The sequence below is a fragment of the Micromonospora sp. NPDC023644 genome (assembly GCF_040640115.1).
Taxonomy (GTDB): Bacteria; Actinomycetota; Actinomycetes; order Mycobacteriales; family Micromonosporaceae; genus Micromonospora.
Map to the genome: position 1 here is coordinate 94,937 of NZ_JBFABA010000003.1, position 26,851 is coordinate 121,787.

At 73.0% G+C, this 26,851-nt stretch carries 21 protein-coding genes and 2 tRNA genes; 14 read left to right on the forward strand and 9 right to left on the reverse strand.

What is annotated here, in order from left to right; genetic code table 11:
- Positions 1-398: 398 nt before the first annotated feature.
- The 5 genes from dnaA to AB0G08_RS03435 all read left to right on the forward strand — a co-directional run bounded on the left by dnaA (position 399) and on the right by AB0G08_RS03435 (position 6,878).
- Positions 399-2,237 (forward strand): chromosomal replication initiator protein DnaA, encoded by a 1,839-nt coding sequence (gene dnaA / locus AB0G08_RS03415; RefSeq protein ID WP_358082459.1) that lies wholly within the window; start codon positions 399-401, stop codon positions 2,235-2,237.
- Between the two features lie 841 nt (positions 2,238-3,078).
- The gene (gene dnaN / locus AB0G08_RS03420; RefSeq protein WP_358082461.1) at positions 3,079-4,212 is read left to right on the forward strand and encodes a DNA polymerase III subunit beta; all 1,134 of its coding nucleotides are present in this window, start codon (positions 3,079-3,081) and stop codon (positions 4,210-4,212) included.
- A 41-nt stretch (positions 4,213-4,253) separates the two neighbouring features.
- A complete protein-coding gene (gene gnd / locus AB0G08_RS03425; protein WP_357866804.1) occupies positions 4,254-5,126 on the forward strand; it encodes a phosphogluconate dehydrogenase (NAD(+)-dependent, decarboxylating) in 873 nt (290 codons plus the stop codon).
- Between the two features lie 17 nt (positions 5,127-5,143).
- Positions 5,144-6,277, forward strand: a complete 1,134-nt coding sequence (gene recF, locus AB0G08_RS03430) for a DNA replication/repair protein RecF (protein WP_358082464.1) — start codon at positions 5,144-5,146, stop codon at positions 6,275-6,277.
- Positions 6,267-6,878 (forward strand): DciA family protein, encoded by a 612-nt coding sequence (locus AB0G08_RS03435; RefSeq protein WP_358082466.1) that lies wholly within the window; start codon positions 6,267-6,269, stop codon positions 6,876-6,878. Before recF ends, AB0G08_RS03435 begins: the two co-directional genes overlap by 11 nt.
- Before the next feature lie 3 nt (positions 6,879-6,881).
- Here AB0G08_RS03435 and AB0G08_RS03440 read toward each other — a convergent pair whose 3' ends face one another.
- Entirely contained in the window at positions 6,882-7,109 is a 228-nt protein-coding gene (locus AB0G08_RS03440; RefSeq protein ID WP_358082468.1) for a hypothetical protein, read from the reverse strand.
- 94 nt (positions 7,110-7,203) lie between these two features.
- On the opposite strand from AB0G08_RS03440, the gene AB0G08_RS03445 reads away from it, so the two are divergent.
- Positions 7,204-7,683 (forward strand): MarR family transcriptional regulator, encoded by a 480-nt coding sequence (locus AB0G08_RS03445; RefSeq protein WP_358082471.1) that lies wholly within the window; start codon positions 7,204-7,206, stop codon positions 7,681-7,683.
- On the opposite strand, the gene AB0G08_RS03450 is transcribed toward AB0G08_RS03445, so the two are convergent.
- Positions 7,668-8,222 carry a hypothetical protein gene (locus AB0G08_RS03450; RefSeq protein ID WP_357866789.1) on the reverse strand — a complete coding sequence of 185 codons (555 nt, stop codon included), beginning with the start codon at positions 8,220-8,222 and terminating at the stop codon, positions 7,668-7,670. The two genes, AB0G08_RS03445 and AB0G08_RS03450, sit on opposite strands and share 16 nt — an antisense overlap.
- 507 nt (positions 8,223-8,729) lie before the next feature.
- Here AB0G08_RS03450 and gyrB point away from each other — a divergent pair.
- The 6 genes from gyrB to AB0G08_RS03480 all read left to right on the forward strand — a co-directional run bounded on the left by gyrB (position 8,730) and on the right by AB0G08_RS03480 (position 14,827).
- The gene (gene gyrB, locus AB0G08_RS03455) at positions 8,730-10,676 is read left to right on the forward strand and encodes a DNA topoisomerase (ATP-hydrolyzing) subunit B (RefSeq protein ID WP_358082474.1); all 1,947 of its coding nucleotides are present in this window, start codon (positions 8,730-8,732) and stop codon (positions 10,674-10,676) included.
- Between the two features lie 130 nt (positions 10,677-10,806).
- Entirely contained in the window at positions 10,807-13,326 is a 2,520-nt protein-coding gene (gyrA, locus tag AB0G08_RS03460; protein WP_358082477.1) for a DNA gyrase subunit A, read from the forward strand.
- A 4-nt stretch (positions 13,327-13,330) separates the two neighbouring features.
- Entirely contained in the window at positions 13,331-14,242 is a 912-nt protein-coding gene (locus tag AB0G08_RS03465; protein ID WP_358082479.1) for a DUF3566 domain-containing protein, read from the forward strand.
- Between the two features lie 221 nt (positions 14,243-14,463).
- Positions 14,464-14,537, forward strand: a tRNA-Ile gene (locus AB0G08_RS03470).
- Between the two features lie 44 nt (positions 14,538-14,581).
- Positions 14,582-14,710, forward strand: coding sequence for a DLW-39 family protein (locus tag AB0G08_RS03475; RefSeq protein ID WP_231920970.1), 129 nt, complete (start codon positions 14,582-14,584; stop codon positions 14,708-14,710).
- 41 nt (positions 14,711-14,751) lie between these two features.
- A tRNA-Ala gene (locus tag AB0G08_RS03480) sits at positions 14,752-14,827 on the forward strand.
- Between the two features lie 63 nt (positions 14,828-14,890).
- Here the strand turns inward: AB0G08_RS03480 and AB0G08_RS03485 are convergent.
- The 5 genes from AB0G08_RS03485 to AB0G08_RS03505 all read right to left on the reverse strand — a co-directional run bounded on the left by AB0G08_RS03485 (position 14,891) and on the right by AB0G08_RS03505 (position 19,613).
- A complete protein-coding gene (locus tag AB0G08_RS03485) occupies positions 14,891-15,625 on the reverse strand; it encodes a VOC family protein (protein ID WP_358082481.1) in 735 nt (244 codons plus the stop codon).
- Between the two features lie 256 nt (positions 15,626-15,881).
- A complete protein-coding gene (locus AB0G08_RS03490) occupies positions 15,882-16,520 on the reverse strand; it encodes an SAM-dependent methyltransferase (RefSeq protein WP_358082483.1) in 639 nt (212 codons plus the stop codon).
- Positions 16,517-17,272: an HAD family hydrolase gene (locus AB0G08_RS03495; protein WP_358082486.1), complete on the reverse strand. Its 756-nt coding sequence runs from the start codon at positions 17,270-17,272 to the stop codon at positions 16,517-16,519. The genes AB0G08_RS03490 and AB0G08_RS03495 overlap by 4 nt, the downstream gene beginning before the upstream one ends.
- Positions 17,273-17,379: 107 nt before the next feature.
- A complete protein-coding gene (locus AB0G08_RS03500; RefSeq protein WP_358082490.1) occupies positions 17,380-18,576 on the reverse strand; it encodes an FAD-dependent oxidoreductase in 1,197 nt (398 codons plus the stop codon).
- Between the two features lie 92 nt (positions 18,577-18,668).
- On the reverse strand, positions 18,669-19,613 hold the full coding sequence (locus tag AB0G08_RS03505) for an RNA polymerase sigma-70 factor (protein ID WP_358082493.1): 945 nt from the start codon (positions 19,611-19,613) through the stop codon (positions 18,669-18,671).
- Between the two features lie 84 nt (positions 19,614-19,697).
- Here AB0G08_RS03505 and AB0G08_RS03510 point away from each other — a divergent pair, with 84 nt between their 5' ends.
- A complete protein-coding gene (locus AB0G08_RS03510; protein ID WP_358082496.1) occupies positions 19,698-20,684 on the forward strand; it encodes an L-threonylcarbamoyladenylate synthase in 987 nt (328 codons plus the stop codon).
- A gap of 122 nt (positions 20,685-20,806) precedes the next feature.
- Positions 20,807-21,226: a CBS domain-containing protein gene (locus AB0G08_RS03515; RefSeq protein ID WP_121397384.1), complete on the forward strand. Its 420-nt coding sequence runs from the start codon at positions 20,807-20,809 to the stop codon at positions 21,224-21,226.
- A gap of 124 nt (positions 21,227-21,350) precedes the next feature.
- On the opposite strand, the gene AB0G08_RS03520 is transcribed toward AB0G08_RS03515, so the two are convergent.
- Both AB0G08_RS03520 and AB0G08_RS03525 read right to left on the reverse strand, forming a co-directional pair.
- A complete protein-coding gene (locus tag AB0G08_RS03520) occupies positions 21,351-22,154 on the reverse strand; it encodes an MBL fold metallo-hydrolase (RefSeq protein ID WP_358082499.1) in 804 nt (267 codons plus the stop codon).
- Between the two features lie 65 nt (positions 22,155-22,219).
- Positions 22,220-26,638, reverse strand: coding sequence for an HAD-IC family P-type ATPase (locus AB0G08_RS03525; protein WP_358082502.1), 4,419 nt, complete (start codon positions 26,636-26,638; stop codon positions 22,220-22,222).
- Positions 26,639-26,851 lie beyond the last annotated feature (213 nt).

The window sequence follows — 26,851 nt, forward strand, 5'->3', positions numbered from 1 at the left end:
CGGGCCCCTCCGGCGACCGAAGCGGCGGTTTTCGCTGATGTCGGCAAGGGCCGCCGCGCGTCGGCGGTTGATGGCGCGCCGACAACGCTGTTACCGTGCCCGATTGCGGTCAGCGTCGAAAGGTCCGGTCGTCGCCGGCGGGCAAGACCGGACAAGGCAGTGAATCGTTCGGCACGGTGAACCCGCTTCAGCGCCCGTTCAGGCAGGGGGCAGGTCCGACCCGCATCCGGCGGGCGGCCACAATCGGTGCGTACACAGGCTGTGGATAACTTGTGGACGAGGACCGGTCGGTCGTCCGGTGGGTGTCGTTCCACCCGCGCGAACGCGGCGGGCCCGGGACGGCCGACCGGAGAAGACGGCGGCGTCGGCGGAGCAGAGGCGAGGGGGGTGGCACGACGGTGACCGGTACGACCGACCTTGCCGCGGTGTGGACAGCGACGACCGACGAGCTCGCCGACGAGATCATCTCCGCGCAGCAGCGCGCGTACCTGCGGCTGACCCGGCTGCGGGCCATCGTCGAGGACACCGCCCTGCTCTCCGTCCCGGACGCCTTCACCCGGGACGTGATCGAGTCCCGCCTGCGCCCGGCGATCACGGACGCGCTCACCCGCCGGCTGGGCCGGCCGATCCAGGTCGCGGTGACCGTGCGCGTGCCCGAGGACGGCTCCGGCCGCCCGGCGGGGACCGTCTACCGCAGCGTTCCCGAGCCCGGGCCGGCCGACCACGACGGCGGGCCGCTCGGCTACGACGCGGGCTACGACGGGATGGCCGGGCAGCGCGACGGCAGGGCCCTCGACGCCGGGCAGCCGCCGCTCATCCCCGAGCAGGCGCACCCCCAGCGGCGGCCCGACGCGGCGTCCCCGGCCCCGGGCGACGACGGCCACCACCGGCCGGGCGAGCGGGGCGGGCAGGAGGCCCTGTTCAGCACCGCCTTCGCCGAGCCGCCGCGCCCCGACCGGTCGGCTCCGCTGCGGCACCCGGCGGAGCGCCGGGGCTACGACGAGCAGGCCGCCCGCCTGGACCCGCCGACCGCCGACACCCGGGGGTACGAGCCGCGCTACCGCGAGGACGCCGTCTCCCCCCGCGACCAGCACGTGATCCGGGCCCTGCCCCGCGACACCGGCACCGACAACGGGCCCGGACGCGGTGGCGCGGATCACCGGCCCGGTGGCCGGGACGACCGCCGCATGCCCGGCGCCGACAGCGGCGGCAACCGGCTCAACCCGAAGTACATGTTCGAGACGTTCGTCATCGGCTCGTCCAACCGCTTCGCGCACGCGGCGAGCGTCGCGGTCGCCGAGTCGCCGGCGAAGGCGTACAACCCGCTGTTCATCTACGGCAGCTCGGGGCTGGGCAAGACGCACCTGCTGCACGCCATCGGGCACTACGCCACGACGCTGGGCAACGCGCGCTCGGTCCGGTACGTCTCGACCGAGGAGTTCACCAACGACTTCATCAACTCGCTCCGGGACGACAAGACCAGTGCGTTCCAGCGGCGCTACCGCGACGTCGACATCCTGCTGATCGACGACATCCAGTTCCTGGAGAACCGCGAGCGCACGCAGGAGGAGTTCTTCCACACGTTCAACACGCTGCACAACGCCAACAAGCAGATCGTGATCACCTCCGACCGGTCGCCGAAGCAGCTCGCGACGCTGGAGGACCGGCTGCGTACCCGCTTCGAGTGGGGGCTGCTCGCCGACATCCAGCCGCCGGACCTGGAGACCCGGATCGCGATCCTGCAGAAGAAGGCGGCGCAGGAACGCCTCTACGCCCCGCCGGACGTGCTGGAGTTCATCGCCTCGCGGGTGTCGAACTCGATCCGGGAGCTGGAGGGCGCGCTGATCCGGGTGACGGCGTTCGCCAGCCTGACCCGCTCCACGGTCGAGCTGTCGTTGGCGGAGGAGGTGCTGCGGGACTTCATCCCGGACGGCACCGGGCCGGAGATCACCGCCGACCAGATCATGGTCTCCACCGCCGACTACTTCGGGGTGAGCCTGGAGGACCTGCGCGGCCACTCCCGCTCCCGCGTGCTGGTGAACGCCCGCCAGGTGGCCATGTACCTGTGCCGGGAGCTGACCGACCTGTCGCTGCCCCGCATCGGGCAGGCCTTCGGTGGCCGGGACCACACCACGGTGATGCACGCCGACCGCAAGATCCGCCAGCAGATGGCCGAGCGCCGGTCGCTCTACAACCAGATCGCGGAGCTGACCAACCGGATCAAGCAGAACACCTGAGCGGCGGCCTCAGGTCGGCGCGGCGACGGCCGCGCCGAACCGGAGTCGTCGTCGCGTACGCCCGCCCGCTCGCTCGGGGCGGAGAGGGCGAGGGACGCGCCCGGCCGGACCAGTCGGCCGGGCGTTTTTCGTTCTCCACAGCCGGTCCGGCTTGACCCTCGACATGGTGGAGACCACAGGATCCGAGCCGTGTCCGTCCACCGCCCGGATCGTTGTCCACAGCTCGTTGTCCACCGGCTGTGGAAAACTACCGTCCGTCCACGCCCCGGTTACCCACAGGTTGTGGACAAACCCTGGGGACGAGCCTGTGGATGCCTGGGGACAACCCGCTGGTTGTCCACCGACGACGGTCGGCCTGTGGGGAACCTGTTGAAGGTTCTGGGGATGACGCCCTCCGCACGGCTTCCGCCTGTCCACAGGACTGGGGAGAAAGTCGGTGGATTACCGGTGGATAACCGGTGGACAACGGTGGACAACCTGGGGGCGCCGGCCGCCTGTGGACCGGGACACGAGTTGTACCCCGGGTTCTCCACAGGTAAACCACCGGTGGATAACGTGTCTGAGCTGCGCAGACGCGGGTTCTCCACAGTTTGCACAGGTGCGATGAAGATGACGAGTTATCTCTTCTAAGAGAACAAAAACCAATCATCACCGTTGGACTTCCTGTGGATCGGGCCGAGCACCGCCGTCGGCGGTCGCTCGGGCACCTGGATCCACGGGGTCGGGCGCACAGCCGATGCCCACGCGCCCTAAGGTGCGATGGGTACCCGCACGGACAGGCGGGTCGGTAGGCAGCGGTCGGCATGAGAGAGTTGTCGCTGACGTCGACGCGGAGGCATTGATGAAGTTCCGAGTGGAGCGCGACGCGCTCGCCGAGGCCGTGGCCTGGACCGCGAAGAGCCTGCCCAACCGGCCGTCCGTACCGGTGCTCGCCGGCGTGATGCTGCGCGTCACCGACGGCAACCTGCAGGTCTCGGGCTTCGACTACGAGGTCTCCAGCCAGGTCACCGTCGAGGTGCAGGGGGACGCCGACGGCGCCGCCCTGGTCTCCGGCCGGCTGCTGGCCGAGATCACCAAGGCGCTGCCCGCCAAGCCGGTGGACATCGCCGCCGTCGGCGCCCACCTCGAACTGGTCTGCGGCAGCGCCCGGTTCACCCTGCCCACGATGCCGGTCGAGGACTACCCGTCCCTGCCGGAGATGCCCGAGAGCACCGGCACCGTCGACGCGGCCGCCTTCGCCGCCGCGGTCGCCCAGGTCGCCGTCGCCGCGGGCCGCGACGAGACGCTGCCGATGATGACCGGCGTACGCCTTGAGCTCTCCGGCGGCACGCTGGCCATGCTCGCCACCGACCGCTACCGGCTGGCCCTGCGCGAGATGGAGTGGAACCCGGACGACCCCGAGGTGAGCATCAACGCCCTCGTGCCGGCCCGGACCCTGCACGACACCGCCAAGGCCCTCGGCCCGATCGGTGGCCAGGTCACCATGGCGCTCTCCCAGGGCGCGGCCGGCGAGGGGATGATCGGTTTTGCCGGCGGCACCCGGCGCACCACCAGCCGGCTGCTCGACGGGGCGAACTACCCGCCGGTGCGCTCGCTCTTCCCGGCCACCCACAACGCCGACGCGCGGGTGCCCGTCAGCACCCTGATCGAGGTCGTCAAGCGGGTCGCCCTGGTCGCCGAGCGGACCACCCCGGTACTGCTCAGCTTCAGCGCCGACGGCCTGGTGGTCGAGGCCGGCGGCACCGAGGAGGCGCGGGCCAGCGAGGCGATGGAGGCCACCTTCACCGGTGACCCGCTGACCATCGGCTTCAACCCCCAGTACCTGATCGACGGCCTGACCAACCTGGGGGCCCAGTTCGCCGTGCTCTCGTTCGTCGACGCCTTCAAGCCCGCGGTGATTTCGCCCGCCGGTGAGGATGGCGAGGTCATCCCCGGGTACCGATACCTCATCATGCCGATCCGCGTCTCCCGCTGATCGCACCCCGAGAAGACCCCGACGCACGGAGGTAGGAACACATGCAGCTCGGCCTGGTAGGGCTCGGCCGGATGGGCGGCAACATGCGCGAGCGGTTGCGCGCCGCCGGGCACGAGGTGGTCGGCTTCGACCACAACGCGGAGCTGACCGATGTCGCGACCCTGGCGGAGCTGGCGGAGAAGCTGGAGTCGCCCCGCGCGATCTGGGTCATGGTCCCCGCCGGCGTCACCGACGCGACCATCGACGAGCTCGCCGACGTCCTCGGCGAGGGCGACATCATCATCGACGGTGGCAACTCCCGCTTCAGCGACGACGCGCCCCGCGCCGAGCGGCTGAACGAGCGCGGCATCGGCTACCTCGACGTCGGCGTCTCCGGCGGCGTCTGGGGCCGGCAGAACGGCTACGCGCTGATGGTCGGCGGCGCCCAGGAGCACGTCGACCGGCTCATGCCGATCTTCGAGTCGCTGAAGCCGGAGGGCGAGTTCGGCTTCGTGCACGCCGGGCCGGTCGGCGCCGGGCACTACGCCAAGATGGTGCACAACGGCATCGAGTACGGCCTGATGCACGCCTACGCCGAGGGCTACGAGCTGCTGGCCAAGTCCGAGCTGGTCACCAACGTGCCGGGGGTGTTCAAGTCCTGGCGCGAGGGCACCGTGGTCCGCTCCTGGCTGCTCGACCTGCTGGACCGGGCCCTCGACGAGGACCCGGAGCTGGCCGAGCTGAGCGGCTACACGGAGGACACGGGCGAGGGCCGGTGGACGGTCGACGAGGCGGTCCGGCTGGCCGTGCCGCTGAACGTGATCACCGCCTCGCTCTTCGCCCGCTTCGCCTCCCGCCAGGACGACTCGCCGGCCATGAAGGCCGTCGCCGCGCTGCGTCAGCAGTTCGGCGGCCACGCCGTCCGCAAGCGCTGACCGGCATCCACGCACCTGTGTACGTCCGCCGGCTCGAACTGGTCGACTTCCGCTCGTACGAGCGGGTCGGCGTGGACCTGGAGCCGGGGGCGAACGTCCTGACCGGCGCCAACGGCGTCGGCAAGACGAACCTGGTCGAGGCGCTGGGCTACGTGGCGACCCTGGATTCGCACCGGGTCGCCACGGACGCCCCCCTCGTCCGGATGGGCGCCTCCTCGGCGGTAATCCGCTGCGCGGTCGTGCACGAGGGCCGCGAGCTGCTGGTGGAGCTGGAGATCGTGCCGGGCAAGGCCAACCGGGCCCGGCTGGGGCGGTCGCCGGCCCGCCGGGCGCGGGACGTGCTCGGCGCGCTCCGGCTCGTGCTGTTCGCTCCGGAGGACCTGGAGCTCGTCCGGGGCGACCCGGCCGAGCGCCGCCGCTACCTCGACGACCTGCTGGTCAGCCGCCAGCCCCGGTACGCCGGGGTGCGGGCCGACTACGAGCGGGTGGTCAAGCAGCGCAACGCGTTGCTGCGCACCGCGTACCTGGCCCGCAAGACGGGCGGCTCGCGGGGCGGGGACCTGTCGACCCTTGCGGTCTGGGACACGCACCTGGCCCGACACGGCGCCGAGCTGCTCGCCGGCCGGCTGGAACTGGTCGCCGCACTGGGCCCGCACGTGACGAAGGCGTACGACGCGGTGGCGGCGGGACGGGGGACCGCCGGGATCGCGTACCGGCCGTCGGTGGAGCTGGCGGAGCCCACCACCGACCGGGAGGCGCTGACGGAGGCGCTGACCGCCGCGCTCGTCGAGTCCCGCGGCGCCGAGGTCGAGCGGGGCACCACCCTGGTCGGCCCGCACCGCGACGAGCTGGCGCTGACGCTGGGCCCGCTGCCCGCCAAGGGGTACGCCAGCCACGGCGAGTCCTGGTCGTACGCCCTGGCGCTGCGGCTGGCCGGCTACGACCTGCTCCGCTCCGACGGCATCGAGCCGGTGCTGGTGCTCGACGACGTCTTCGCCGAGCTGGACGCCGGGCGGCGGGAGCGGCTGGCGGAGCTGGTGGGCGGGGCGAGTCAGCTGCTGGTGACCTGTGCGGTCGACGAGGACGTGCCGGTGTCCCTGCGCGGCACCCGGTACGCCGTGGGCGAGGGGACGGTGCGACGTGTCGGATGAGCAGCTTCCGCCGGCCCGTCTCGGCCCGGGCCGAGACGGCGGACCGACCGGTGGGGACGCCGGCGGCGCGGCGGGCGGCGACGCGGCCGGGGCGAACGGCCCGGAACTGGCGCGGGCGGTGCTGGACGCGGCGAGGGCCCGCCGGGAGTCGGCGGCCCGCACGCGTCGGCGTACCCCGGGAGGGGGCGGCGACGGCGAGGGCGGCCAGCGGCGTCTGCGCGGATACTCCGGCCCGGGGCCGGACCCGCGCGATCCGCAGCCGCTCGGTGCGGTGCTCAACCGGCTCGTCAAGGCGCGTGGCTGGCAGCAGCCGGCGGCCGAGGCGACGGTGTTCGGCGCCTGGGAGCGGGTGGTCGGCCCGGAGGTGGCCCAGCACAGCCGCCCGGTGAAGCTGGAGGACGGCGAGCTGACCGTGGAGGCCCGCTCGACCGCGTGGGCCACCCAGCTGCGGCTGCTGGCCGGCTCGCTGCTCAAGCAGATCGCCAGCGAGGTCGGCCACAACGTGGTGCGCAAGCTGCACATCCACGGCCCCGCGGCGCCGTCCTGGTCGAAGGGCCCGCGCCGGGTCCGTGGCCGCGGCCCCCGCGACACCTACGGCTGACGGTCAGCGACCCTCGCGGCGGGCCTCCCGCTCGGCGCGCTTGCGTTCCCGCTGCTCGCGGCTCCACTGCTTGCGTCGCTCCAGGTCCTGCTTCCACGCCTCCCGGGCGTGGCTCGAGCCGCCCTGCACCGCGCCCTGCACCTCCGGCGGGCCCGCGAGGCGCCGGAACGCCCAGGCCATCAGGCGTCCGCCCTCGCCGGGGGCCTTCGGGGTGGGCTTCTCCTCGGTCATCGCCTGACCTCCGGTGCGCGGTGGATGATTGGCGTACAAACCATTGGTACACCAATCATTGGTACGCTCGCAACGACGACGAGGAGGTCCGCCCGTGACCGACCAGCTCGACGGGGATCCCCTGGCGCTGGAGCAGCAGGTGTGCTTCGCGCTCTCCGTCGCCGCGCGCGGCGTGGTAGCCGTCTACCGGCCCCTGCTGGAGCCGATGGGGCTGACCCATCCGCAGTACCTGGTGATGCTCGCGCTCTGGCAGCACGCGCCGCTGTCCGTACGCGACCTCAGCCGCCTGCTCCAGCTCGATCCGGGCACCCTGTCGCCCCTGCTCAAGCGGCTGGAGGCGACCGGCTATGTGCGGCGCGAGCGCGATCCCGCCGACGAGCGGAGCCTCGCGGTGACGCTGACCGCCGCCGGCGAGGCGCTGCGGGAGCGCGCCGAGCAGATCCCGCCCGCGATCGTCGAACGGCTCGGCATGCCGGTGGAGGAGCTGCGCCACCTGCACGCCGTGCTGACCCGGGTCATCGACGCCGCCAACCGCACGGGCGGTTCCGCCGCGGCGGGTCAGGCGTCGGCGTAGACGGCGAAACCGCGGTCGGCGCAGCGCCGGTAGAAGGCGGCCAGCACGGCCAGCTCGGCGCAGGTGAAGTTCCACTGCGGCGGCTCGCCGCTCTCGTCGCGCAGCGCGTCCAGGCGGCTGTCGAGCCAGCGCAGCTGCTGCTCGGCCAGCCGCCCGTCGGCGAGCAGCGAGCGCAGCACCTGGCTCACCGAGTCGAAGGTGACGGCCTCGCCGTGCGGGCGGTGGCCCGTCACGAACCGCTCGATGCCGCCGGCGATCCAGGCGCAGCCGTCGGGATCGATCACCGGATCCTCGTCCTCGGCCGCCGCGTCCGTGGCGTAGAGCACACCCTCCAGGCCGAGCAGCAGGTCCACCAGCTCGGTGTACGCGGTCGCCCGCACGGTGCCGGTCTTGGCGATCAGCTCGGCGAGCGCCGCGGTGGGCGCGGAGATGCGGGGCATGTCGACGATGTCGCCGAAGTCGACGAACTCGGCCGGCGCGACCGGGTCGTAGAAGCGGCCGGTCCGCGGCCAATGCACCGCGACGTTGTCCAGCCCCATCTGGCGTCACCTCTTCGAGAGCACGGGTAGTTCGTATCGGCTCGATCGTCCGGTTCCGGCCGGAAAAGATCAAGGCCGGGCCGACGGCGTGGCGGCGGCGGCGTTCCCACCCGTCCGACCGGCACCGATCGTCAGGCGGCGGCGCCCCCGATCGCCCCCTGGCGTGTAGGGGGAGTCGCGGGCGGCGCGGTTCGGCCGGCTACGTCGGTCTCAGCCGCCTCGCAGGGGTGCCGAGTGGTGGTTCTGTCGCCCGCGCACAGTAAGATTGACCCTGAGACGAAGACCCGGTGCGGAGCGACGAGACACGGGCCCGGAGCGGGGCCCGCGATCATCGTCCACGTCGGGTCGAGCCGATCGCGATCCGCGGGCAACCGCGGCGACCGGCGCGTTCGACCCGCACCCCGGAATTGTCCCCGGTGCCGGTCTGCGCGTCGACGTCGCGTCCTGTCCGCCGAACCCGCGCCCGACGCGCCACCAGGCGCGCACGGCGCGAGAAAGTGGCCGAGGGTGGCAGCGCAGGACAAGCAGGAGTACGGCGCCGGGTCGATCACCGTTCTCGAGGGGCTGGAGGCGGTCCGGAAGCGCCCCGGTATGTACATCGGGTCGACCGGTGAGCGCGGTCTGCACCACCTGGTGTGGGAGGTCGTCGACAACGCGGTGGACGAGGCGCTGGCCGGCCACTGCGACACCATCGACGTGGTGCTGCTCGCCGACGGCGGGGTCCGGGTCACCGACAACGGCCGGGGATTCCCGGTCGACCTGCACCCGAAGCTGAAGAAGCCGGGTGTCGAGGTCGCGCTGACCGTGCTGCACGCGGGCGGCAAGTTCGACGGCAAGGCGTACGCCGTCTCCGGCGGTCTGCACGGCGTCGGCGTCTCCGTGGTGAACGCCCTCTCCACGAAGATGGCCGTGGAGATCCACAAGTCCGGCTTCGTCTGGCGGCAGCAGTACCACAACTCCAAGCCGACCCCGCTGGAGAAGGGCGAGACGACCGACCGCACCGGCTCCGCGGTCGCCTTCTGGCCCGACGCCGACGTGTTCGAGACGGTCGACTTCGACTTCCAGACCATCTACCGGCGCCTGCAGGAGATGGCCTTCCTCAACCGGGGCCTCACCATCCACCTGCTCGACGAGCGGGTCCCGGAGGGCGAGGAGGGCAAGCCGCGCGAGGTCACCTTCTGCTACCAGGGCGGTATCGCCGACTTCGTCCGCCACCTCAACGCCTCGAAGAACCCGATCCACAAGACCGTGGTCGAGTTCGGCGCCGAGGAGGACGGCATGTCGGTCGAGATCGCCATGCAGTGGAACGAGTCGTACGGCGAGTCGGTCTACACCTTCGCCAACACGATCAACACCCACGAGGGCGGCACCCACGAGGAGGGCTTCCGGTCCGCGCTGACCAGCGTCGTCAACCGGTACGGCACCGACAAGAAGCTGCTCAAGGGCGACGAGAAGCTCTCCGGCGAGGACATCCGCGAAGGCCTGGCCGCCATCATCTCGGTCAAGCTGGCCAACCCGCAGTTCGAGGGCCAGACCAAGACCAAGCTGGGCAACACCCCGGTGAAGAGCTTCGTGCAGCGGGTCTGCAACGAGTGGCTGGTCGACTGGTTCGACCGCAACCCGGCCGAGGCGAAGATCATCATCCAGAAGGCGTCCCAGGCCGCCCGGGCCCGGATCGCCGCGCAGCAGGCGCGCAAGCTGGCCCGGCGCAAGTCCCTGCTGGAGTCCGGCTCGATGCCGGGCAAGCTGGCCGACTGCCAGTCCACCGACCCGCGCGAGTCCGAGGTCTTCATCGTCGAGGGCGACTCGGCCGGCGGCTCGGCCAAGCAGGGGCGCGACCCGCGTACCCAGGCGATCCTGCCGATCCGGGGCAAGATCCTCAACGTGGAGAAGGCCCGGATCGACCGGGTGCTCAAGAACAACGAGGTCCAGGCGCTGATCACCGCCTTGGGCACCGGCATCCACGACGACTTCGACATGGAGAAGCTGCGCTACCACAAGGTGGTGCTGATGGCCGACGCCGACGTCGACGGCCAGCACATCCAGACGCTGCTGCTCACGCTGCTGTTCCGCTTCATGCGCCCGCTGGTCGAGATGGGGCACGTCTACCTGGCCGCCCCGCCGCTCTACAAGATCAAGTGGAACAAGCGGGGCGATGACGCACAGTACGCGTACTCGGACCGCGAGCGGGACGGCCTGATCGCGCTGCGCCAGCAGAAGAAGCCGAACGCGAAGCCGGACGACATCCAGCGCTTCAAGGGCCTCGGCGAGATGAACTACCCCGAACTGTGGGAGACCACGATGAACCCGGCGACGCGTACGCTGCGTCAGGTCACGCTCGACGACGCGGCCACCGCCGACGAGTTGTTCAGCGTGCTGATGGGTGAGGACGTCGAGGCGCGCCGCTCGTTCATCCAGCGCAACGCCAAGGACGTCCGTTTCCTGGACATCTGACGGATCTCGGCGGGCCAGCCGGTCATCCACCGGCCAGCCCGCCGATCCACAGAGTTATCCACAGCGCGGCCGGTATCCACAGCCGTTATCCACAGCACGAAAACGACTCTGAGTCTGATAAGGGTTAACAGTGACCGATATCCCCGAGTCCACACCGAACGAGCCCGAGGTTCCCGAGACCATCGCCGCCGTCGTCGCGCACGACCGCATCGAACCGGTCGGGCTCGAGGTGGAGATGCAGCGCTCCTACCTCGACTACGCGATGAGCGTCATCGTCGGGCGGGCGCTGCCGGACGTCCGGGACGGGCTCAAGCCGGTCCACCGCAAGATCCTCTACGCCATGTTCGACTCCGGCTACCGACCGGACCGGGGCTACGTGAAGTGCTCCCGCGTGGTCGGCGACGTGATGGGCCAGTTCCACCCACACGGCGACTCGGCGATCTACGACGCGCTGGTCCGGATGGCGCAGCCCTGGTCGCTGCGCTACCCGCTGGTCGACGGCAACGGCAACTTCGGCTCGCCGGGCAACGACCCGGCCGCCGCCATGCGCTACACCGAGTGCAAGCTCGACCCGCTGGCCATGGAGATGCTGCGGGACATCGACGAGGACACCGTCGACCTCCAGGACAACTACGACGGCCGGGCCAAGGAGCCCACCATCCTGCCGTCGCGGATCCCGAACCTCCTCGTCAACGGCTCCGAGGGCATCGCGGTCGGCATGGCCACCAAGATCCCGCCGCACAACCTGCGCGAGATCGGCGCGGCCGTGCAGTGGTGCCTGGAGCACCCGGAGGAGGACGAGGCCACCACCCTCGACGCGCTACTGGAGATCGTCAAGGGGCCCGACTTCCCCACCCACGGCCTGATCGTGGGCACGCAGGCGATCCAGGACGCGTACCGCACCGGGCGCGGGTCGATCCGGATGCGGGCCGTGGTGGAGGTCGAGGAGGACAAGCGGGGCCGCCCCTGCCTGGTCGTCAGCGAGCTGCCCTACCAGGTGAACCCGGACAACCTGGCCGAGCGGATCGCCGAGCTGATCAAGGAGGGCAAGCTCGCCGGCATCGCCGACATCCGCGACGAGTCCTCCGGGCGTACCGGCATGCGGATCGTGCTCGTGCTCAAGCGCGACGCGGTCGCCAAGGTGGTGCTGAACAACCTCTACAAGCACACCCAGCTCCAGGAGACCTTCGGCGCCAACATGCTGGCGCTGGTCGACGGGGTGCCGCGCACGCTCAACCTGGCCCAGTTCATCCGCTACTACGTCGAGCACCAGATCGACGTGATCCGCCGGCGGACGGCGTTCCGGCTGCGCAAGGCGGAGGAGCGGGCGCACATCCTGCGCGGTCTCTCCAAGGCGCTGGACGCCCTCGACGAGGTGATCGCCCTGATCCGGCGTTCGCCCACCGTCGAGGACGCCCGGCAGGGCCTGATCCGGCTGCTGGAGATCGACGAGATCCAGGCGACCGCGATCCTCGACATGCAGCTGCGCCGGCTCGCCGCGCTGGAGCGGCAGCGGATCCTCGACGACCTGGCCAAGCTGGAGCTGGAGATCGCCGACCTCAAGGACATCCTCGCCAAGCCCGAGCGGCAGCGCAGGATCGTCTCGGAGGAGCTGGGCGAGATCGTCGCCAAGTGGGGCGACGAACGGCGCACCAAGATCGTGCCGTTCGAGGGCGAGGTCTCCATGGAGGACCTCATCGCCCGCGAGGACGTGGTCGTCACGATCACCCGCACGGGCTACGCGAAGCGGACCAAGGTGGACCTCTACCGGTCCCAGCGGCGCGGCGGCAAGGGTGTCAGCGGGGCGACGCTCCGGCAGGACGACATCGTCAGCCACTTCTTCGTATGCTCGACCCACGACTGGATGCTCTTCTTCACCAACAAGGGGCGCGTCTATCGGGCGAAGGCATACGAGCTTCCGGAGGCCAGTAGGGTGGCCAAGGGCCAGCACGTGGCCAACCTGCTCGCGTTCCAGCCCGACGAGCAGATCGCGCAGATCATCGAGATTCCGGACTACCAGGTGGCCCCCTACCTGGTACTTGCCACGAAGAACGGCCTGGTGAAGAAGACTCGGCTCGAGGAGTTCGACTCCCCCCGGTCCGGCGGCATCATCGCGATCAACCTGCGCGACGAGGACGAGCTGGTCGGGGCGGCGCTCGTCGCGCCGGAGGAGGATCTGCTGCTGGTCTCGAAGAACGCGCAGGCGATCCGGTTCAACGCCAGCGACGAGGCGCTGCGCCCGATGGGGCGGGCCACCTCGGGCGTGATCGGCATGCGCTTCAGCGAGGACGACGTCCTGCTGGCCATGGAGGTCGTCCGCGAAGGACTGGACGTCCTGGTGGCCACGAACGGGGGATACGCGAAACGCACCCCGATCGAGGAATACCCCGTGCAGGGCCGGGGAGGTAAGGGCGTGCTGACTGCGAAGATCACCGAGCGGCGCGGTGGTCTGGTCGGCGCGGTGGTGATCGACCCGGACGACGAGCTGTTCGCGATCACCAGCAACGGTGGTGTCATCCGGACTCCGGTGAAGCCTGTACGCCGCACGCGTGACCGGAACACAATGGGGGTCAAGCTGATGGACCTTCCGGATGGCGTGACTATCGTGGCGATTGCTCGCAATGCCGACGAGCCTGACGAACAGGACTAGTTGAATGACGGAGACACAGGCGAAGTCGGGGAACACGGGGACCTCGGCCACCCCGGTCGACGAGGAGGCCGCGAAGAGCGGCACACCAGCGACCGGCCGCGCGGCCGTGGGTCGGGCCACCGTCCCCGCCGACGCGCCTGCCCCGAAATTCACCCGGGCTCCCGGAATGACACCGCCTCCGGACAAGCCCTCCGAGGACGGGGACGCCGCGGACAGGACCGAGACGGTGGGGGTCGACAAGCCGGCCCCCGTCGCCAAGCCGGCCGCCGCCACACCGACGACCACGCAGCCGCTGAAGGTCGGTGCCGGCCAGTCGACCGGCACCACCGGGACACAGCCGCGGGTCACGGGCGCCACCGGCACCCAGCCCCGCGTCACGGGCACCGCGAAGCCGCAGCCGGACGGGGCCCGGCCGACCGGGGCAGGCCGCCCGGCCAGCGGGGGCGGCCTGCCGCCGGGGGTCAGCGGCGCCGCGGCCGTCGGGGCGGCACGCGTGGGTGATGCGGTACGCGCCGCGCGTACGTCGGTCAGCTCGGCCGCGTCGCGCGGACCGCGCCGGGCCCGGCTGAACCTCAAGCGGATCGACCCCTGGTCCGTCATGAAGTTCGCATTCGCGGTCTCGGTGGTGCTCTTCATCGTCGTGGTGGTGGCCACCTCGGTGCTCTACCTGGCCCTCGACGCGATGGGCGTGTTCACCAGCGTCAACGACAGCCTGACCGACCTGGTCAGCGCGGGCGGCGGCCAGAGCACCAGCGGCTTCCAGATCACCGCCAAGGGCGTGATTCTCAGCTCGGCGCTGATCGGCCTGGTCAACGTCGTGCTGTTCACGGCGCTCGCCACGCTCGGGGCGTTCGTCTACAACGTCTGTGCGGACCTGGTCGGCGGCATCGAGCTGACCCTCGCCGAGCGCGACTGAACCACCTCGGAAGCCGGGGCACCGCCGAACGCGGGGCCCCGGCTTCCGTGCATCCCGGGGACGTCGCGGGGCGCCTCGGCGGGCCGTACGGGCGGCGTAATCGGCTGGGTCGGACGCGGAGCCTCCGGTAGGTTCAGAGGCGACGGCAACGCCCGGACGTCGTGCCGGCCCCCGATTTGGGGCCGGACGGACGGATGGGTTAACCTTGCTCGTCGCCACGCGGGGCTATAGCTCAGTCGGTTAGAGCGCAGAGCTGATAACTCTGAGGTCGCTGGTTCGATTCCAGCTAGCCCCACCGCACATCGTCCGACGGGCAGTCGAGCACGAGGGGTAGGCCCCATGTTCAAGAAGCTTCTGATCCTGGCCGGCATCGTCGGTGTGGCAGCCGTGGTGGCCAGGAAGGTCAAGGCTTCCAACGACGAGCGCGCCCTCTGGCACGAGGCGACCACCGCGCCCGACCTGCGCTGATCCCGCTGGCACTGCCGGCACCGGCGGCATCGTCCGCCCCGGGGGCCCTAGCTCAACTGGCAGAGCACTGCCTTTGCAAGGCAGGGGTTAGGGGTTCGAGTCCCCTGGGCTCCACCAGCACTTTCCTCGGTTGATCTCGGCCCCGAATGCAAGGCCGCCGCCCACCGGCCCCTAGTCGGGTTACCGGGGCGTCAACACACAGAACTCGTTGCCATCGGGGTCGGCCAGCACCACCCAGTTGACCTCGCCCTGGCCGATGTCGATTCGGGTCGCCCCGAGGGAGAGCAGCCGCTCGACCTCCGCCTGCTGGTCACCGTGGACCGGTGGAGCGAGGTCGAAGTGCAGTCGCTGCTTGCCCGTCTTCGGCATCAGCGGTGGACCACCCCACGTGATCTTCGGACCGCCGTGGGGTGAACGGATCGCGGTCTCCTGGTCCTGATCCCAGACCAGCGGCCATCCCAGCGCCTCGCTCCAGAAGTAGCCGACCTCCCGCGAACCGTCGCAGGCCAGTGCGCCGACGAATCCGCAGTCGGCGAGGAAGTTGTTGCCCGGCTCGATGACGCAGAACTCGTTGCCGTCGGGGTCGGCGAGCACCATGTGACCTTCCTCGGGGCGTTGGCCGACGTCGATGTGCCGGGCGCCAAGCTCCAGGGCCCTGGCCACCGTCTGCCGCTGGTCCTCCAGGGACGTGCTCGTCAGATCGAAGTGCATCCGGTTCTGGCCGACCTTCCGGCGTCGGGTCGGGAGGAAGCGGAGCCGGAACCCGGTGTCGTCGCTGGGCAGGAGCGTGACACCGTCGTGTGGTTCGTCGGCCAGGTCCCAACCCAGGACCCCGGACCAGAACCGGGCGAGGCTCAGCGGCTCGCTCGCATCGAAGCTGAGTGCGAACAGTTGGCAGGTCATCCCTCTGCTCATCTCCGATCCGACCGCTGTCGACACGGGACGCCGTGCCAGCCGGTCGACCGGGAGCCTACGGGTGAGCCCGCGTCACCCGCAGCCAGGTTTTTCGCCGGCAGCCGCAAGGTGCGGGCTCGTCCCACCGCGTTGTCGGGACCCTGGGGCGTTGGCCTCGTGCGCCTCGCTGCCATGGTCGTCCGGCACACGAGCAGCCTGCCAGGGAAGCTGTGGCGTCGCGGCCGAGGCGACCTGACCCAGCCAGCAGCGTCCCCGGTCAGCGCAGGAACGTGAAGAGCGTTCCCGTGGCGTCCAGGGGCCGCGGCGTGCCCGCGAACCGGTGGACGCCGACGGAGAACCGCACGTCGTCCGGAGCGTGGAACGCCTCCTCCACGAAGCCGGCGTCGCGAAGCCACCTCCGCACGGCTGGCGTCAGGTCCGGTGTGCGCCGCGCCCGGGTCCAGATCACGGTGGCACCCGCTGCGCAGAACTGAGGAAGGGCGGCGACCGTCCGCTCCACGTCGGCGTCCGAGATGTTGCCGAAGACACCGACCATGAGCACCAGGTCGGCCGGAACCGCCCCGGCATAGGAGGAGAACCGGCCCGCGTCCGCCTGTCTGATCACGAGGTGGGAGAGCCCGGCCCGGTCGGCGGCGGCCCGTGCGGCGGCCACGTTGCCGGCGTCGTACTCGAGCAGGGTCGCGTGCAGCCGTCGGGCGTCAGGCCGCGTGGCCAGGACGCCGATGAGGTCGTGGCCCTGCCCCGCGCAGGCGCTGACCACCGTCAGCCGCTCGTCGGAGCGCTCGTCGAGCCACGAGGCGATGTGCCGCCGCACCAGCCGCAGTCGCCGCGACAGCGGGGAGTTCGCGTCGGCGTAGGGCTCGTGCCACGCCTGCCAGTCGGCCCGGACGGTCACGGGCGGAAGTGCTCACACAGCAGCGCGAGGAGCCCGTGGCCGTCCTCGATCCGCGCGTCCGGCTTGACTTCCGGGAGCGCCGCCTCCCGGTCGGTGCGGGGCGAGCGCATCAGGATCGCGGCGCCCGTGCCGGCGCGCCGGGCGCAGACGACGTCGCGATTCACGGTGTCGCCGACGAACCAGCAGTCGCCGATCGGCACCGCGATGGCGCGGGCCGCCAGCAGTGCCAGTTCCGGGTTCGGCTTGCGGGGCCCGGCCTCGTCGCTGTAGAACTCGGCCCCGAAGAGTCCGGAGAGCCCAGCGGTGGCGAGGAAGTCCCGGTGGGCGGCGCCGCAGAGCGTGTTGCTGACGACCGCCATCGGCAGACCGGCCTCGGCGGCGTGGCGCAGGGCCTCGGGGATGCCGGGCCGCACCGCCCACTCCGCCCGCCAGGTCCAGGCGTACGCCAGTGGGGTCGCCTCCCGCTCGACGGCGGCGCGGGCCTCCCGCGGCCAGGACCGGGTCACGAAGTCGGCCCACACCTGGCCGTGCGGCAGCTCGACCGGGTCGCCCGTCCTGCCCACGTCGTCGCGCCACAGGGCGTACGCCCGCGCGCCCTCACCCAGGTCCCGGGCGATCCGCTCGTCCGGCACCGCGCCGTCGACGAGCTCGGCCAGCCGCCGCACCAGCCCCGGAGCGGCCGGCGGTGGGGGTGGCGCGTCGGCCAGGACGCCGCCGAAGTCCAGCAGGAGAGCCCGAGGGGTACGAAGCATGCCGCCATCCTCGCGCACCGGGACGGGGAACGAGGGGGACTGCGGTCGGAGTGGACGTGACCGCAGGATCCCCCTCGCCGTGGTCGGGCTGCCCTGGACAGGTCGCGCTACGCCAGCGCGTCGACGGTCGAGCCCGCCGTCGTCCGGCTCCGCGTGACGCGGCGGCGCCGGGTGGGCAGCCCGAGCGTCGGGTTGGCGACGCCCCAGGCGGCACCCTTGCAGACCAGCTCCTTGTAGACGGCCGCGAGGCGTCCGGTCAGGGCCGCCCGCCGGGCGCGGTCGTCGGCGGTGACGTACTGGATCAGGCCCTCGCCACGGCCGAGCGAGATGCACTGGTTGAAGTAGCGGATCCGGCTGGTCGGCAGCTTTCCCCCGGCCAGGCGCGCCGCGATCGCGTCGGCGGCCTGCCAGGCGGTCGGAACTCCCGAGGCGCACGACATCCGCAGCGGCTTGTCCCCGGGGCCCGTCACCATGGCGGCGTCGCCGACGGCGTACACGTCCGGGTGCGACACCGACCGCATGGTTCCGTCGACCACGATCTGGCCGGAGTCGGTGACCTCCAGGGCGGTCGCCCGCGCGATCGGGTGGACCGCGAAGCCGGTGGTCCACACGGTCACCGCCGCCGGGATGGCCCTGCCGTCGGCGGTGGCGACGCGGTCGGCTTCGACGCCGGTGACGGTGGTGTGCTCGTACGCGGTGATGCCGAGCCTGTCGAAGACCTTCCGCAGGTGCTCACGGCCCCTGGGGGAGAGCCAGTCGCCGAGACCGCCCCGGGCGGCGAGGGCGACGTCGAGGTCCGGGCGGGCCTCGGCGATCTCCGTCACGGCCTCCAGGCCGGTGAGGCCGCCCCCGACGACGAGCACGGTCTGCCCGGCGTCGAGGCGGGCCAGGCGCTCGCGTAGCCGGAGTGCTCCGGGGCGGCTGGAGATCTCGTGGGCGTGCTCGGCGGCCCCCGGGACGCCCCGTGGGTCCCAGCCGCTCCCGAGGGCGTAGACGAGCGTGTCGTAGGCGAGCTCTCCGGCGCCGTTCGCGTCGACGACGGCGACGGTCCTGCCCTCGACGTCGACGCCGGTGACCCTCGCCTGCCTCAGCCCGACGCCGGTGCCGGCGAACATCCCACGCAGTGGCCGGGATGTGAGGTCCTGACCGGCCGCCAGCTGGTGCATGCGGACGCGTTCGACGAAGTCGGCCCCTTCGTTGACGACGGTGATGGAGACGTCCTCCCGGTGGAGCCGTCGGGCGATGCGGCCGGCGGCGATGGCTCCGGTGTATCCGGCTCCGAGGACGATGATGCGGTGCGGCATGTCCATGCTCCTGTCTCGCGCGGTTTGCCACTTGAACCGGGTGGCCCGCCGTTTCCTGACAGAGGCAGCGCGTGAAGCACGTCACATGATGGTCAGAAGGCGTGGAACAGGGGCTCGCCGTGGTCGGTGGCAGCCCACTGCGCGGTCGCCCGTTCGAGCTTGTCCGGGTTGGCCTGGTTACGGAACGCGGCGATGCCCTCGGCCGTGACCTCCAGGCACATGACGCCGACGACCCGGCCGTCCACGACGGCCAGGACGGCGGGGCCGCCGTTGACGGTCCAGACGTGGACCTCGGGCGTGCCACCGACCAGGGCGCGCTTGGCCTTGCCGGGCCTGAACAGACCCCACAGGAACTTCGCGACCGCGACCGCGCCCTCGAACGCCTTGGCCCGGGCCGGGACCTTTCCGCCGCCGTCGCCGACCGCGACGACGTCCTCGGTGAGCAGACGCAGGAGCGGCTCCATCCGGCCGCCCGTGGCGGCCGTCAGGAACTCCGCCACGACCCGCCGGGCGGCGGCCTCGTCGACCTCGGCACGGGGCCTGCCGTCCGCGACGTGCTTCTTGGCGCGGTGGAGGATCTGCTGGCTGGCGGCCTCGGTGATGTCGAGGATCGCGGCGATCTCGCGGTGCGGGTAGTCGAAGGCCTCCCGCAGCACGTACACCGCCCGTTCGCCGGGGGAGAGCCGCTCCAGGAGGGTGAGGACCGCGTACGAGACCGATTCGCGCTGCTCGGCCGTCTCGGCCGGGCCGAGCATCGGGTCCCCGGCGAGCAGCGGCTCGGGAAGCCACTGGCCCGGATAGGTCTCCCGGCGTGCCCGGGCGGAGGCGAGCTGGTTGAGGCACAGGTTGGTGAGGACCTTCGTCAGCCAGGCCTCGGGGACCTCGATGCGTTCGACGTCGGCGGCCTGCCAGCGCAGGAACGTCTCCTGCACGGCGTCCTCGGCCTCGGCGGCGGAGCCGAGGAGACGGTAGGCGATGGCTTCCAGGCGGGGCCTGGCGGCCTCGAACCGCTCGACGTCGTCCGCCGTCAAGGACATGGCCCGATCCTAGGCCGCGCGGCACGGATCGGAACCGGGCCACCGCGGCGCCGACGCCGCCGGCGGCACGTTAGCGTCGGGTGCGTGACCACCGGATCCCCACGCGTGCTCCCGGCCGACAGCGGCATCGCGGAGGCCGCCTCCGTCCTGCGTACCGGCGGGTTGGTGGCCTTTCCCACCGAGACCGTCTACGGGCTCGGCGCGAACGCGCTGGACGCCCGGGCCGCCGCCCGGATCTTCGAGGCGAAGGCGCGGCCCAGCTTCGACCCGCTGATCACGCACCTCGCCGACGCGGCCGAACTGGAGAAGCTGGTCGGGGCGGTGCCGGCGGCGGTGGCGGCGTTGGCCGAACGCTTCTGGCCCGGGCCGCTCACGCTGATCGTGGACCGGCCGGCCGCGATCCCGCCGATCGTCACCTCCGGGTTGGCGACGATGGCGGTCCGGGTGCCCGACAACGCGTACGCGCGGGCGCTGATCGCCGAGGCCGGGGTGCCGGTGGCGGCGCCGAGCGCGAACCGGTTCGGCCAGCTCAGCCCGACGCGGGCCGAGCACGTGGTGCGGGGCCTGGGTGCCGCCGTGGACGTGGTGCTCGACGGCGGGCCGACGCGGTGCGGCATCGAGTCGACCATAGTGGACGCCCGGGGCGGGCGGCCGGTGGTGCTGCGCCTCGGCGCGTTGCCGGTGGAGGCGCTGGAGGAGGCCGCTGGCCCGGTGACCGTACGCCCGGGCAGCTCCGGGCAGCCGGTCGCGCCCGGCACGCTGGCGGCGCACTACGCCCCGCGTACGCCGCTGCGGCTGGCCTCGGGCGGCGAGCCGCCGGCGGCCGACGGGGTCCGGCGCGGCTTCCTGGCCTTCCGGGACCGGCCGGCGGGCGACTGGGCCGCCGTGGAGGTGCTCTCCGCAGCCGGTGACCTGACGGAGGCCGCCGCGCGGCTGTTCGACGCGCTGCACGAGCTGGACGCCACCGGGGTCGGCGAGATCCTGGTCGAGCCGGTCCCCGAGGTGGGCGTCGGCCGGGCGATCAACGATCGGCTGCGCCGCGCCGCCGCCACCTGGCATCCGGCGGGGTGAGACGGGCGCGGAACGCGGCCCACCTCGCCACGGTTCGCCGGCGCTTCCACCGCCCGTGCATGGGCGGGGAGGACGGGGGTAGGAGAAACGGCAACAACCCCCTGGAAGTGAGGTGTCAGCCAATGCCGACCGCACGCGAGATCATGACGAACGACGTGACCTGCATCCGTGAGCAGGACGACCTCAAGACGGCCGCGAAGCAGATGGCCCAGCTGGGTGTCGGCTCGCTGCCGATCTGCGGGGACGACAACCGGCTCAAGGGAATGCTGACCGACCGCGACATCGTGGTGAAGGTCCTCGCCGAGGGCCGCGACCCGGGCCGCGTCACCGCCGGCGAGCTCGCCCAGGGCGAGGCGGTGACGATCGGCGCCGACGACGACGCGGCGGAGATCCTGCGGACCATGAGCCAGCACAAGGTACGCCGGCTGCCGGTGATCGACGGGCACGAGCTCGTCGGCATCGTGGCCGTCGCCGACGTGGCCCGTTCCCTGCCCGAACGCCCGGTGGGCGACCTCATCGAGGCCATCTCCGAGCGCGCCTGACCGCCCGTCACGACCGATCGCCGCCCTCCGGCCCCGGCCGGGAGGCGGCGATCGTCGTACGCAGCGACCCCGGCGGGGCCGGACGCGCGGGAGCCCGGCCCGGCCGGCCGGAGCGGCGGGAGGCTCAGTCCGGCGGGGTGAGCGGGACGGTCTCGCCGCGGGCGATGGTGCGGACGCTCCCGGCGAAGCCGCGCCGGCGGGCCTCCGCCACGAAGTGGCCCAGCGGTGAGCGGAACACCGGGTAGTCGTCGTAGTGGATCGGCACGGTGAGCCTCGGCCGGACCAGCTCGACCAGGTCGGCGCCCTGCCGCGCGTCCATGGTGAGCAGGAGGCCCGCGATCCGGGTGCCGCCGAGGTGGATCAGCATCGCGTCGATGTCCGGGTACCGCTCGGGGATGTCGGCCAGCATCGGCCGGTTCAGCGTGTCGCCGGTGACGTAGAGGCGGAACCGGCGGCTGCCGTCGCGTTCCAGGTCGATCATCGTGCCCATCACGTCGGGCAGCAGCAGGTCCAGCGCGCCCGGCCCGTGCTTCCCCGGCATCGAGGTCAGCCGCAGCGTCTCGCCGTCCCGGCGCAGCTCGCGGGAGCTCCAGGTGGGCAGCCCTTCGGCGGCCCGGAAGCCCCAGCGGCGCAGCTTCCGTTCGGCGGCGGGGGTGGTGACGATCGGCAGTTCCCGGTCGAGTTCCCGGCGGGCCACCCGGTCGAAGTGGTCGCCGTGCAGGTGGGAGAGGACGACCGCGTCCAGCGACGGGAGCTGGGCGATCCGCAACGCGGGGTCGGTGCGCCGACGCGACCAGAGCCCCTTGCCCAGGTACGCGCGCTGGCCCCGGTGCAGGAAGTTCGGGTCGGTCAGCAGGGTGAACCCGCCGATCCGCAGCACCGTCGTGGCGGTGCCGATGAACGTGACCTCCGGCTGCGTCGTCGACATGCGCACCTCCACCCGCAGCCGTACCCGTGATCGGCGCGGTCATGCCGATCGGCGGCGGTCTCCGGTCACACCGGCCGGGAACCGGACTGGGGCAGGCGTTCCACCAGGCGGGTGAGCGCGCCGTTCGCGAAGGTGGCGCCGAGCGCGGAGCCCGTCGCGATGGTCCAGCCGACCGGGCCGAGTGGGGTGCAGCCGAAGAAGTGGCTGACCCCCGGCGTCTGGACGACCACCACCAGCACCCCGAGCGACGCGGCGGTGGAGGCCAGCACGGCCGGGCTGGTGCCGCCGGCCAGCACCGTCTGTCCGAGCTGGGTGCCGACCAGCGAGACCAGCGCGACGGTGCCCGCCCGCCTGCGTCGGCCGGTGTAGCGGGCTAGCGTCCAGCCGGCGGTCGCGCCCAGCGTCGTGGCGGCGGCGCGCAGCCCGATCTCCCGGGTCATCGTCTCGCCCAGGGAGGTGTCGGGGCCCTCCCGGAGCAGGCCGTCGGCGTGGCCCGCGGCGGGCGGCCGGACCGCGATCGCCAACGCCGGCGCCAGGTCGGTGAGCAGGTTGACCAGGAGCAGTTGCCGGCCGGTGAGCGCCGAGCGGCCGGTCGCGGCGGCGGTCAGCACGCTGAACGCGATCTCGCCGAGGTTGCCGCCGACCAGGATGCTGAGCGCGTGGCGTACGGAGGACCACATCGCCCGGCCCTCGACCAGGGTCGCGATGATGGTCTCCAGCCGGTCGTCGGTGACCACCAGGTCGGCCGCCGCGCGGGCCGCCGGGGTGCCCCGCCTACCGAGGGCGATGCCCACGTCGGCCAGCCGGATCGCCGCAGCGTCGTTGGCGCCGTCGCCGGTCATCGCCACCGTACGGCCGCACCGCTGCAACGCCTGGATGATCCGGACCTTGTGGGCCGGGGTGCACCGGGCCACCACGTCCGTGGCGGCGAGCCGCGCGGCGAGGGCCTCGTCGTCGAGCTGTTCGAGTTCCGTCGCGGTGACCACCCGCTGCTCCTCGTGGTCGCTGATGGTGGCCGCGATCGCCTCGGCGGTCGCCGGATGGTCGCCGGTGATCATGATGGTGTGCACGCCGGCCTGGCGGATCCGGCGTACGGCGGGGGCGGCGCTCTCGCGGACCCCGTCGGCGAGGGCCAGGAAGCCGACGAAGGTCAGGTCGTGCACCTGCCCGTCGGTGACGCCGGGCGAGGAGACCCGGCACTCGGCCACGGCGAGGATCCGGTGTCCCGCCCCCGCCCGATCGGCGAGCATGGCGTGCAGCCCCTGGCGTCCCTCGTCGTCGAGCGGCTCGTCGCGGCCCCCCGGCGTACGCCAGCCCGAGCACCGCGGCAGCACCGACTCCGGCGCCCCCTTCACGCTGAGCAGCAGCCGGTCCCCGGCGCGGCCGACGGTGGCGTGGTAGCCGCGGGACGGCTCGAACGGCAGCCCACCGACCGGCTCCCACCCCTGGGCGCCGGTCTGCTCGGTCACCCCCGCCGCCTCGGCGCCGGACCGGACCGCGCGGTCGGTCTGCTGGGCCAGGTCGCGGGGGTCGGCGGCGGCCGGGGTGGCCCGCAGCGCGGCCGCGAGGGCGAACCGCAGGCCGTCGTCGAGCCGGTCGACCGGCGCGTACCGGCCGTCGTCGCCGACCCCGGCGAGCATCAGCTGTCCCTCGGTGAGGGTGCCCGTCTTGTCGAAGCAGAGCACGTCCACCCGGCCGAGCGCCTCGATGGTGCGCGGGTTGCGGACCAGCGCGCCGTGTTCCGCCAGCCGCCGCGCGGCGGCCAGCTGCGCGGCGCTGACCAGGAAGGGCAGCCCTTCCGGCACGGACGCGACGGCCAGGTTGGCGGCGGTCGCGGCGGTCGCGGCCAGGGGTACGCCCCGCAGCAGCCCCATGCCGGCCACCGCCACCGCCGAGCCGGCGGCCAGCGGGATCGCCGCCCGCGTCAACCGGCCGAGCCGCGCCTCCACGCCACTCGACGGCGGGGCCTGCCGGGCCATCGCCAGGCTCCGGCCCGCCTCGGTCTGCGCGCCGGTCGCGACCACCACCGCCGTCCCGTGGCCGGCGGCGACGGTGGTGCCCTCGTAGAGCATCGACCGCCGGTCGGCGACGGCGGCGGCGACGACCGGCTGGTCGGTCTTGCCGACCGGCAGCGACTCGCCGGTGAGCGAGGACTCGTCCATCTCCAGGCCGGCCGACTCCAGCACCCGGCAGTCGGCCGGGACGGCGTCGCCCGATTCGAGGAGGACCACGTCCCCGGGCACCAGGTCGTCGGCCGGCAGCATCCGCTCGGCACCGTCCCGGCGTACCCGGGCGGTCACCGCCGAGCGGGACAGCAGCTCGGCCAGCGACCGCTCGGTGTTGTGCTGGTGCACCGCACCGAGCAGCGCCGACCCGCCGACCACGCCGCCGACCAGGGCCGCGTCGACGAGCGAGCCGAAGGTGGCGGAGAGCACCGCCCCGGCGGCGAGGACCGGGGTGAGCGGGTTGGCCAGCTCGTCGACGAAGGCGCGGAGCAGCCCCGTCGGCCCGGAGGGCCGTACGGTCCCGTCGCCCCGGCGGCGCTCGGCCTCGTCGGTGGCGAGCCCGTCCGGGCCGGTGTCGAGCTGGTCGAGCACGGCCGAGGACGGCATCAGGTGCCAGGCGGTGATGGTGGGCGTCGGGCTGTCCGCCCGGTCGGGCAACCGGCGCGCCCGCAGGACGCCGTGCGCGAAGGCCAGCGCCGCCGCGCCGTTCACGGCGGAGAGGGAGCGGCCGGGCAGCTGCGCGGGCGCGGCGGTGAACGCCCCCAGCGCGCCGAGGCCGGTGCCGGCTGCGGCCAGGCCGATGTTCTGCCGGGCCATCCGGCGGGCCACCCCGGTCGCCTCGATCACGAGCGCCACCACCCGCAGGTCGGCGCCGACCAGCAGGTGCGCACCCCAGGGCGGCAGGTCCTCGGGGGCGGAGAGTCCCAGGCCGCAGTCCGCGACGCCGAGCGCGGCGCGGTCGCCGGAGACCACCATCACCACCGCCCCGTCGCGTTGCAGCGCCCGCACCGACTCGGCCAGCCGGTCGGCGCCGGACAGGTGGGCGTCGGCGAAGTCGTACCGCCGGTCGTCGTCGCCGGCCACGACCAGCCGCAGGCCGGCCTGGCGGGCGGCGGTCGGCAGGGCGTCGACGCCCGGCTCCGGCTCCGGCTCGACCCGCAGTACGGCGGCCAGCGTGTCGCCGTCGGCCAGGCCGAGCAGGGGTCCGCCCGCGTCGCGCAGCCGCCGGCTCTCCTCGGTGTCGCCCGCGTGCTCGACGTCCAGCGCGTCCAGCGGCCCGAGCCGCCAGCCGTCGGCGTGCCGCAGCTCCCGGGGCGCGGCGGGGTCGAAGAGGGCGAACGCGCGCGCCGCCACCTGCCCGACGTCCGCCCCGGCCAGCGGCGCCAGGTCCGCGAGCACGCCCCGGTCGGAGCCCAGCACGGCGGCGTCCAGCACCAGGGTGTCGATCCGGTCGAGTTCGCGCAGCACGCTGCGGTCCATCGCGATCACGCCGCGCCGGGCGAGGATCCGGCCGAGCTGCGCGGCGTACCCCTCGCGTCCGCTGCCGGGGGCCTTGGGCAGCGCGGAGAGCCCCAGCGCGGCGGCCCGCTTCCGGCCGACGACCGGCGTCGCGGCGGCCGCGGCGGCGGCGCCGGCGGCGATCATCCGGGTGGCGTACTTCTCGAGAGGGCCGTCCGGCTTCGGGCACGGGCGCTCGACCTTCGGTGCCCGGGCGACGGCCCGTTCCGGGTCCCCGGTCAGCCGGGGTTCGGCCTGCGTCCAGGCGCGGAGCTGGGCGCGCGCCTCGCCCCACTGCACCACCCGCTGCGCCCCGTCGAGCACGATCCCGGTCCAGCCGCCCGTCAGGCCCTGCACCACCGCCTCGGCGAGCGGGAACAGCAGGTCGGCGCGGGGGTCGGCGCGCAGCCCCCGGTCCGCCAGCGCGTGCAGCTTCGGGTGCAGGTCGACCGCGCCGAGCAGCCCGGCCACCTCCCCGGGCACGGGGGTGAAGGGCAGGATCCGGGTGGCGGCGGAGATGGTGAGCCCCAGGGCGTCGGAGGCCAGCGCGCCGAGGGTGCGCGGCGTGCGCGGCCCCTCCTCGGGCGGGTGCGGCGGCGGGATCTCCGGGTCCGGCTCGTGCGGGCAGACGCGTTCGGCGTGGGCGACGGCGGCGACGAGGTCCCGCAGGTTCGGCTCCGGCGTGTCGAGGGCGACGACCACCCGGCCGGACGGGGCGTTGACCCGGGCCCACCGCACTCCGGGCAGCCGCTCCAGTGCCGCCTCGACCTGCCGGGCGAGGGCGTCGCCGCCGTCCTGGCAGACGCCGTGCACCTCGATGTGGTGCCGGCCGGGTCGCGACCAGACGCGGCGCCGGGTCAGCCCGGCCGCGCGGGCCAGCCGGGTCGCGGCGGCACCGACGCTGCGGGACGCCTCGCCGACGACCTGCGGCACGGCCACCGGCGGACGGAGCCGGCCGGCGACGTGGCCCAGCGAGATCATCGAGGCGTACGACCGGACAGGCGCCGGTCAGGCCCCTCGCTGCCGCTGCTCCCGCCGTACGCCATCTCGCCTCCCACGCCTCCGCTCCGGCGGCCTGGCTTCCCGGCGGATCGTCCGTTATGCACTCCGAGCAGCGGAAGTTCCTCCCGCGCGGCGGCGGGAAGCTCGCCGACCGACGCGGGAACGCCGATGCCCGCCGGGCTCCCGACGGGG

Bases quoted from the DNA above. Each gene is read 5' to 3' on its own strand.
- dnaN (WP_358082461.1), top strand. From the start codon at position 3,079: ATGAAGTTCCGAGTGGAGCGCGACGCGCTCGCCGAGGCCGTGGCCTGG.
- gnd (WP_357866804.1), top strand. From the start codon at position 4,254: ATGCAGCTCGGCCTGGTAGGGCTCGGCCGGATGGGCGGCAACATGCGC.
- AB0G08_RS03440 (WP_358082468.1), bottom strand. From the start codon at position 7,109: ATGACCGAGGAGAAGCCCACCCCGAAGGCCCCCGGCGAGGGCGGACGC.
- AB0G08_RS03450 (WP_357866789.1), bottom strand. From the start codon at position 8,222: ATGGGGCTGGACAACGTCGCGGTGCATTGGCCGCGGACCGGCCGCTTC.
- AB0G08_RS03465 (WP_358082479.1), top strand. From the start codon at position 13,331: ATGACGGAGACACAGGCGAAGTCGGGGAACACGGGGACCTCGGCCACC.
- AB0G08_RS03475 (WP_231920970.1), top strand. From the start codon at position 14,582: ATGTTCAAGAAGCTTCTGATCCTGGCCGGCATCGTCGGTGTGGCAGCC.
- AB0G08_RS03485 (WP_358082481.1), bottom strand. From the start codon at position 15,625: ATGAGCAGAGGGATGACCTGCCAACTGTTCGCACTCAGCTTCGATGCG.
- AB0G08_RS03495 (WP_358082486.1), bottom strand. From the start codon at position 17,272: ATGCTTCGTACCCCTCGGGCTCTCCTGCTGGACTTCGGCGGCGTCCTG.
- AB0G08_RS03500 (WP_358082490.1), bottom strand. From the start codon at position 18,576: ATGCCGCACCGCATCATCGTCCTCGGAGCCGGATACACCGGAGCCATC.
- AB0G08_RS03505 (WP_358082493.1), bottom strand. From the start codon at position 19,613: ATGTCCTTGACGGCGGACGACGTCGAGCGGTTCGAGGCCGCCAGGCCC.
- AB0G08_RS03515 (WP_121397384.1), top strand. From the start codon at position 20,807: ATGCCGACCGCACGCGAGATCATGACGAACGACGTGACCTGCATCCGT.
- AB0G08_RS03520 (WP_358082499.1), bottom strand. From the start codon at position 22,154: ATGTCGACGACGCAGCCGGAGGTCACGTTCATCGGCACCGCCACGACG.
- AB0G08_RS03525 (WP_358082502.1), bottom strand. From the start codon at position 26,638: ATGATCTCGCTGGGCCACGTCGCCGGCCGGCTCCGTCCGCCGGTGGCC.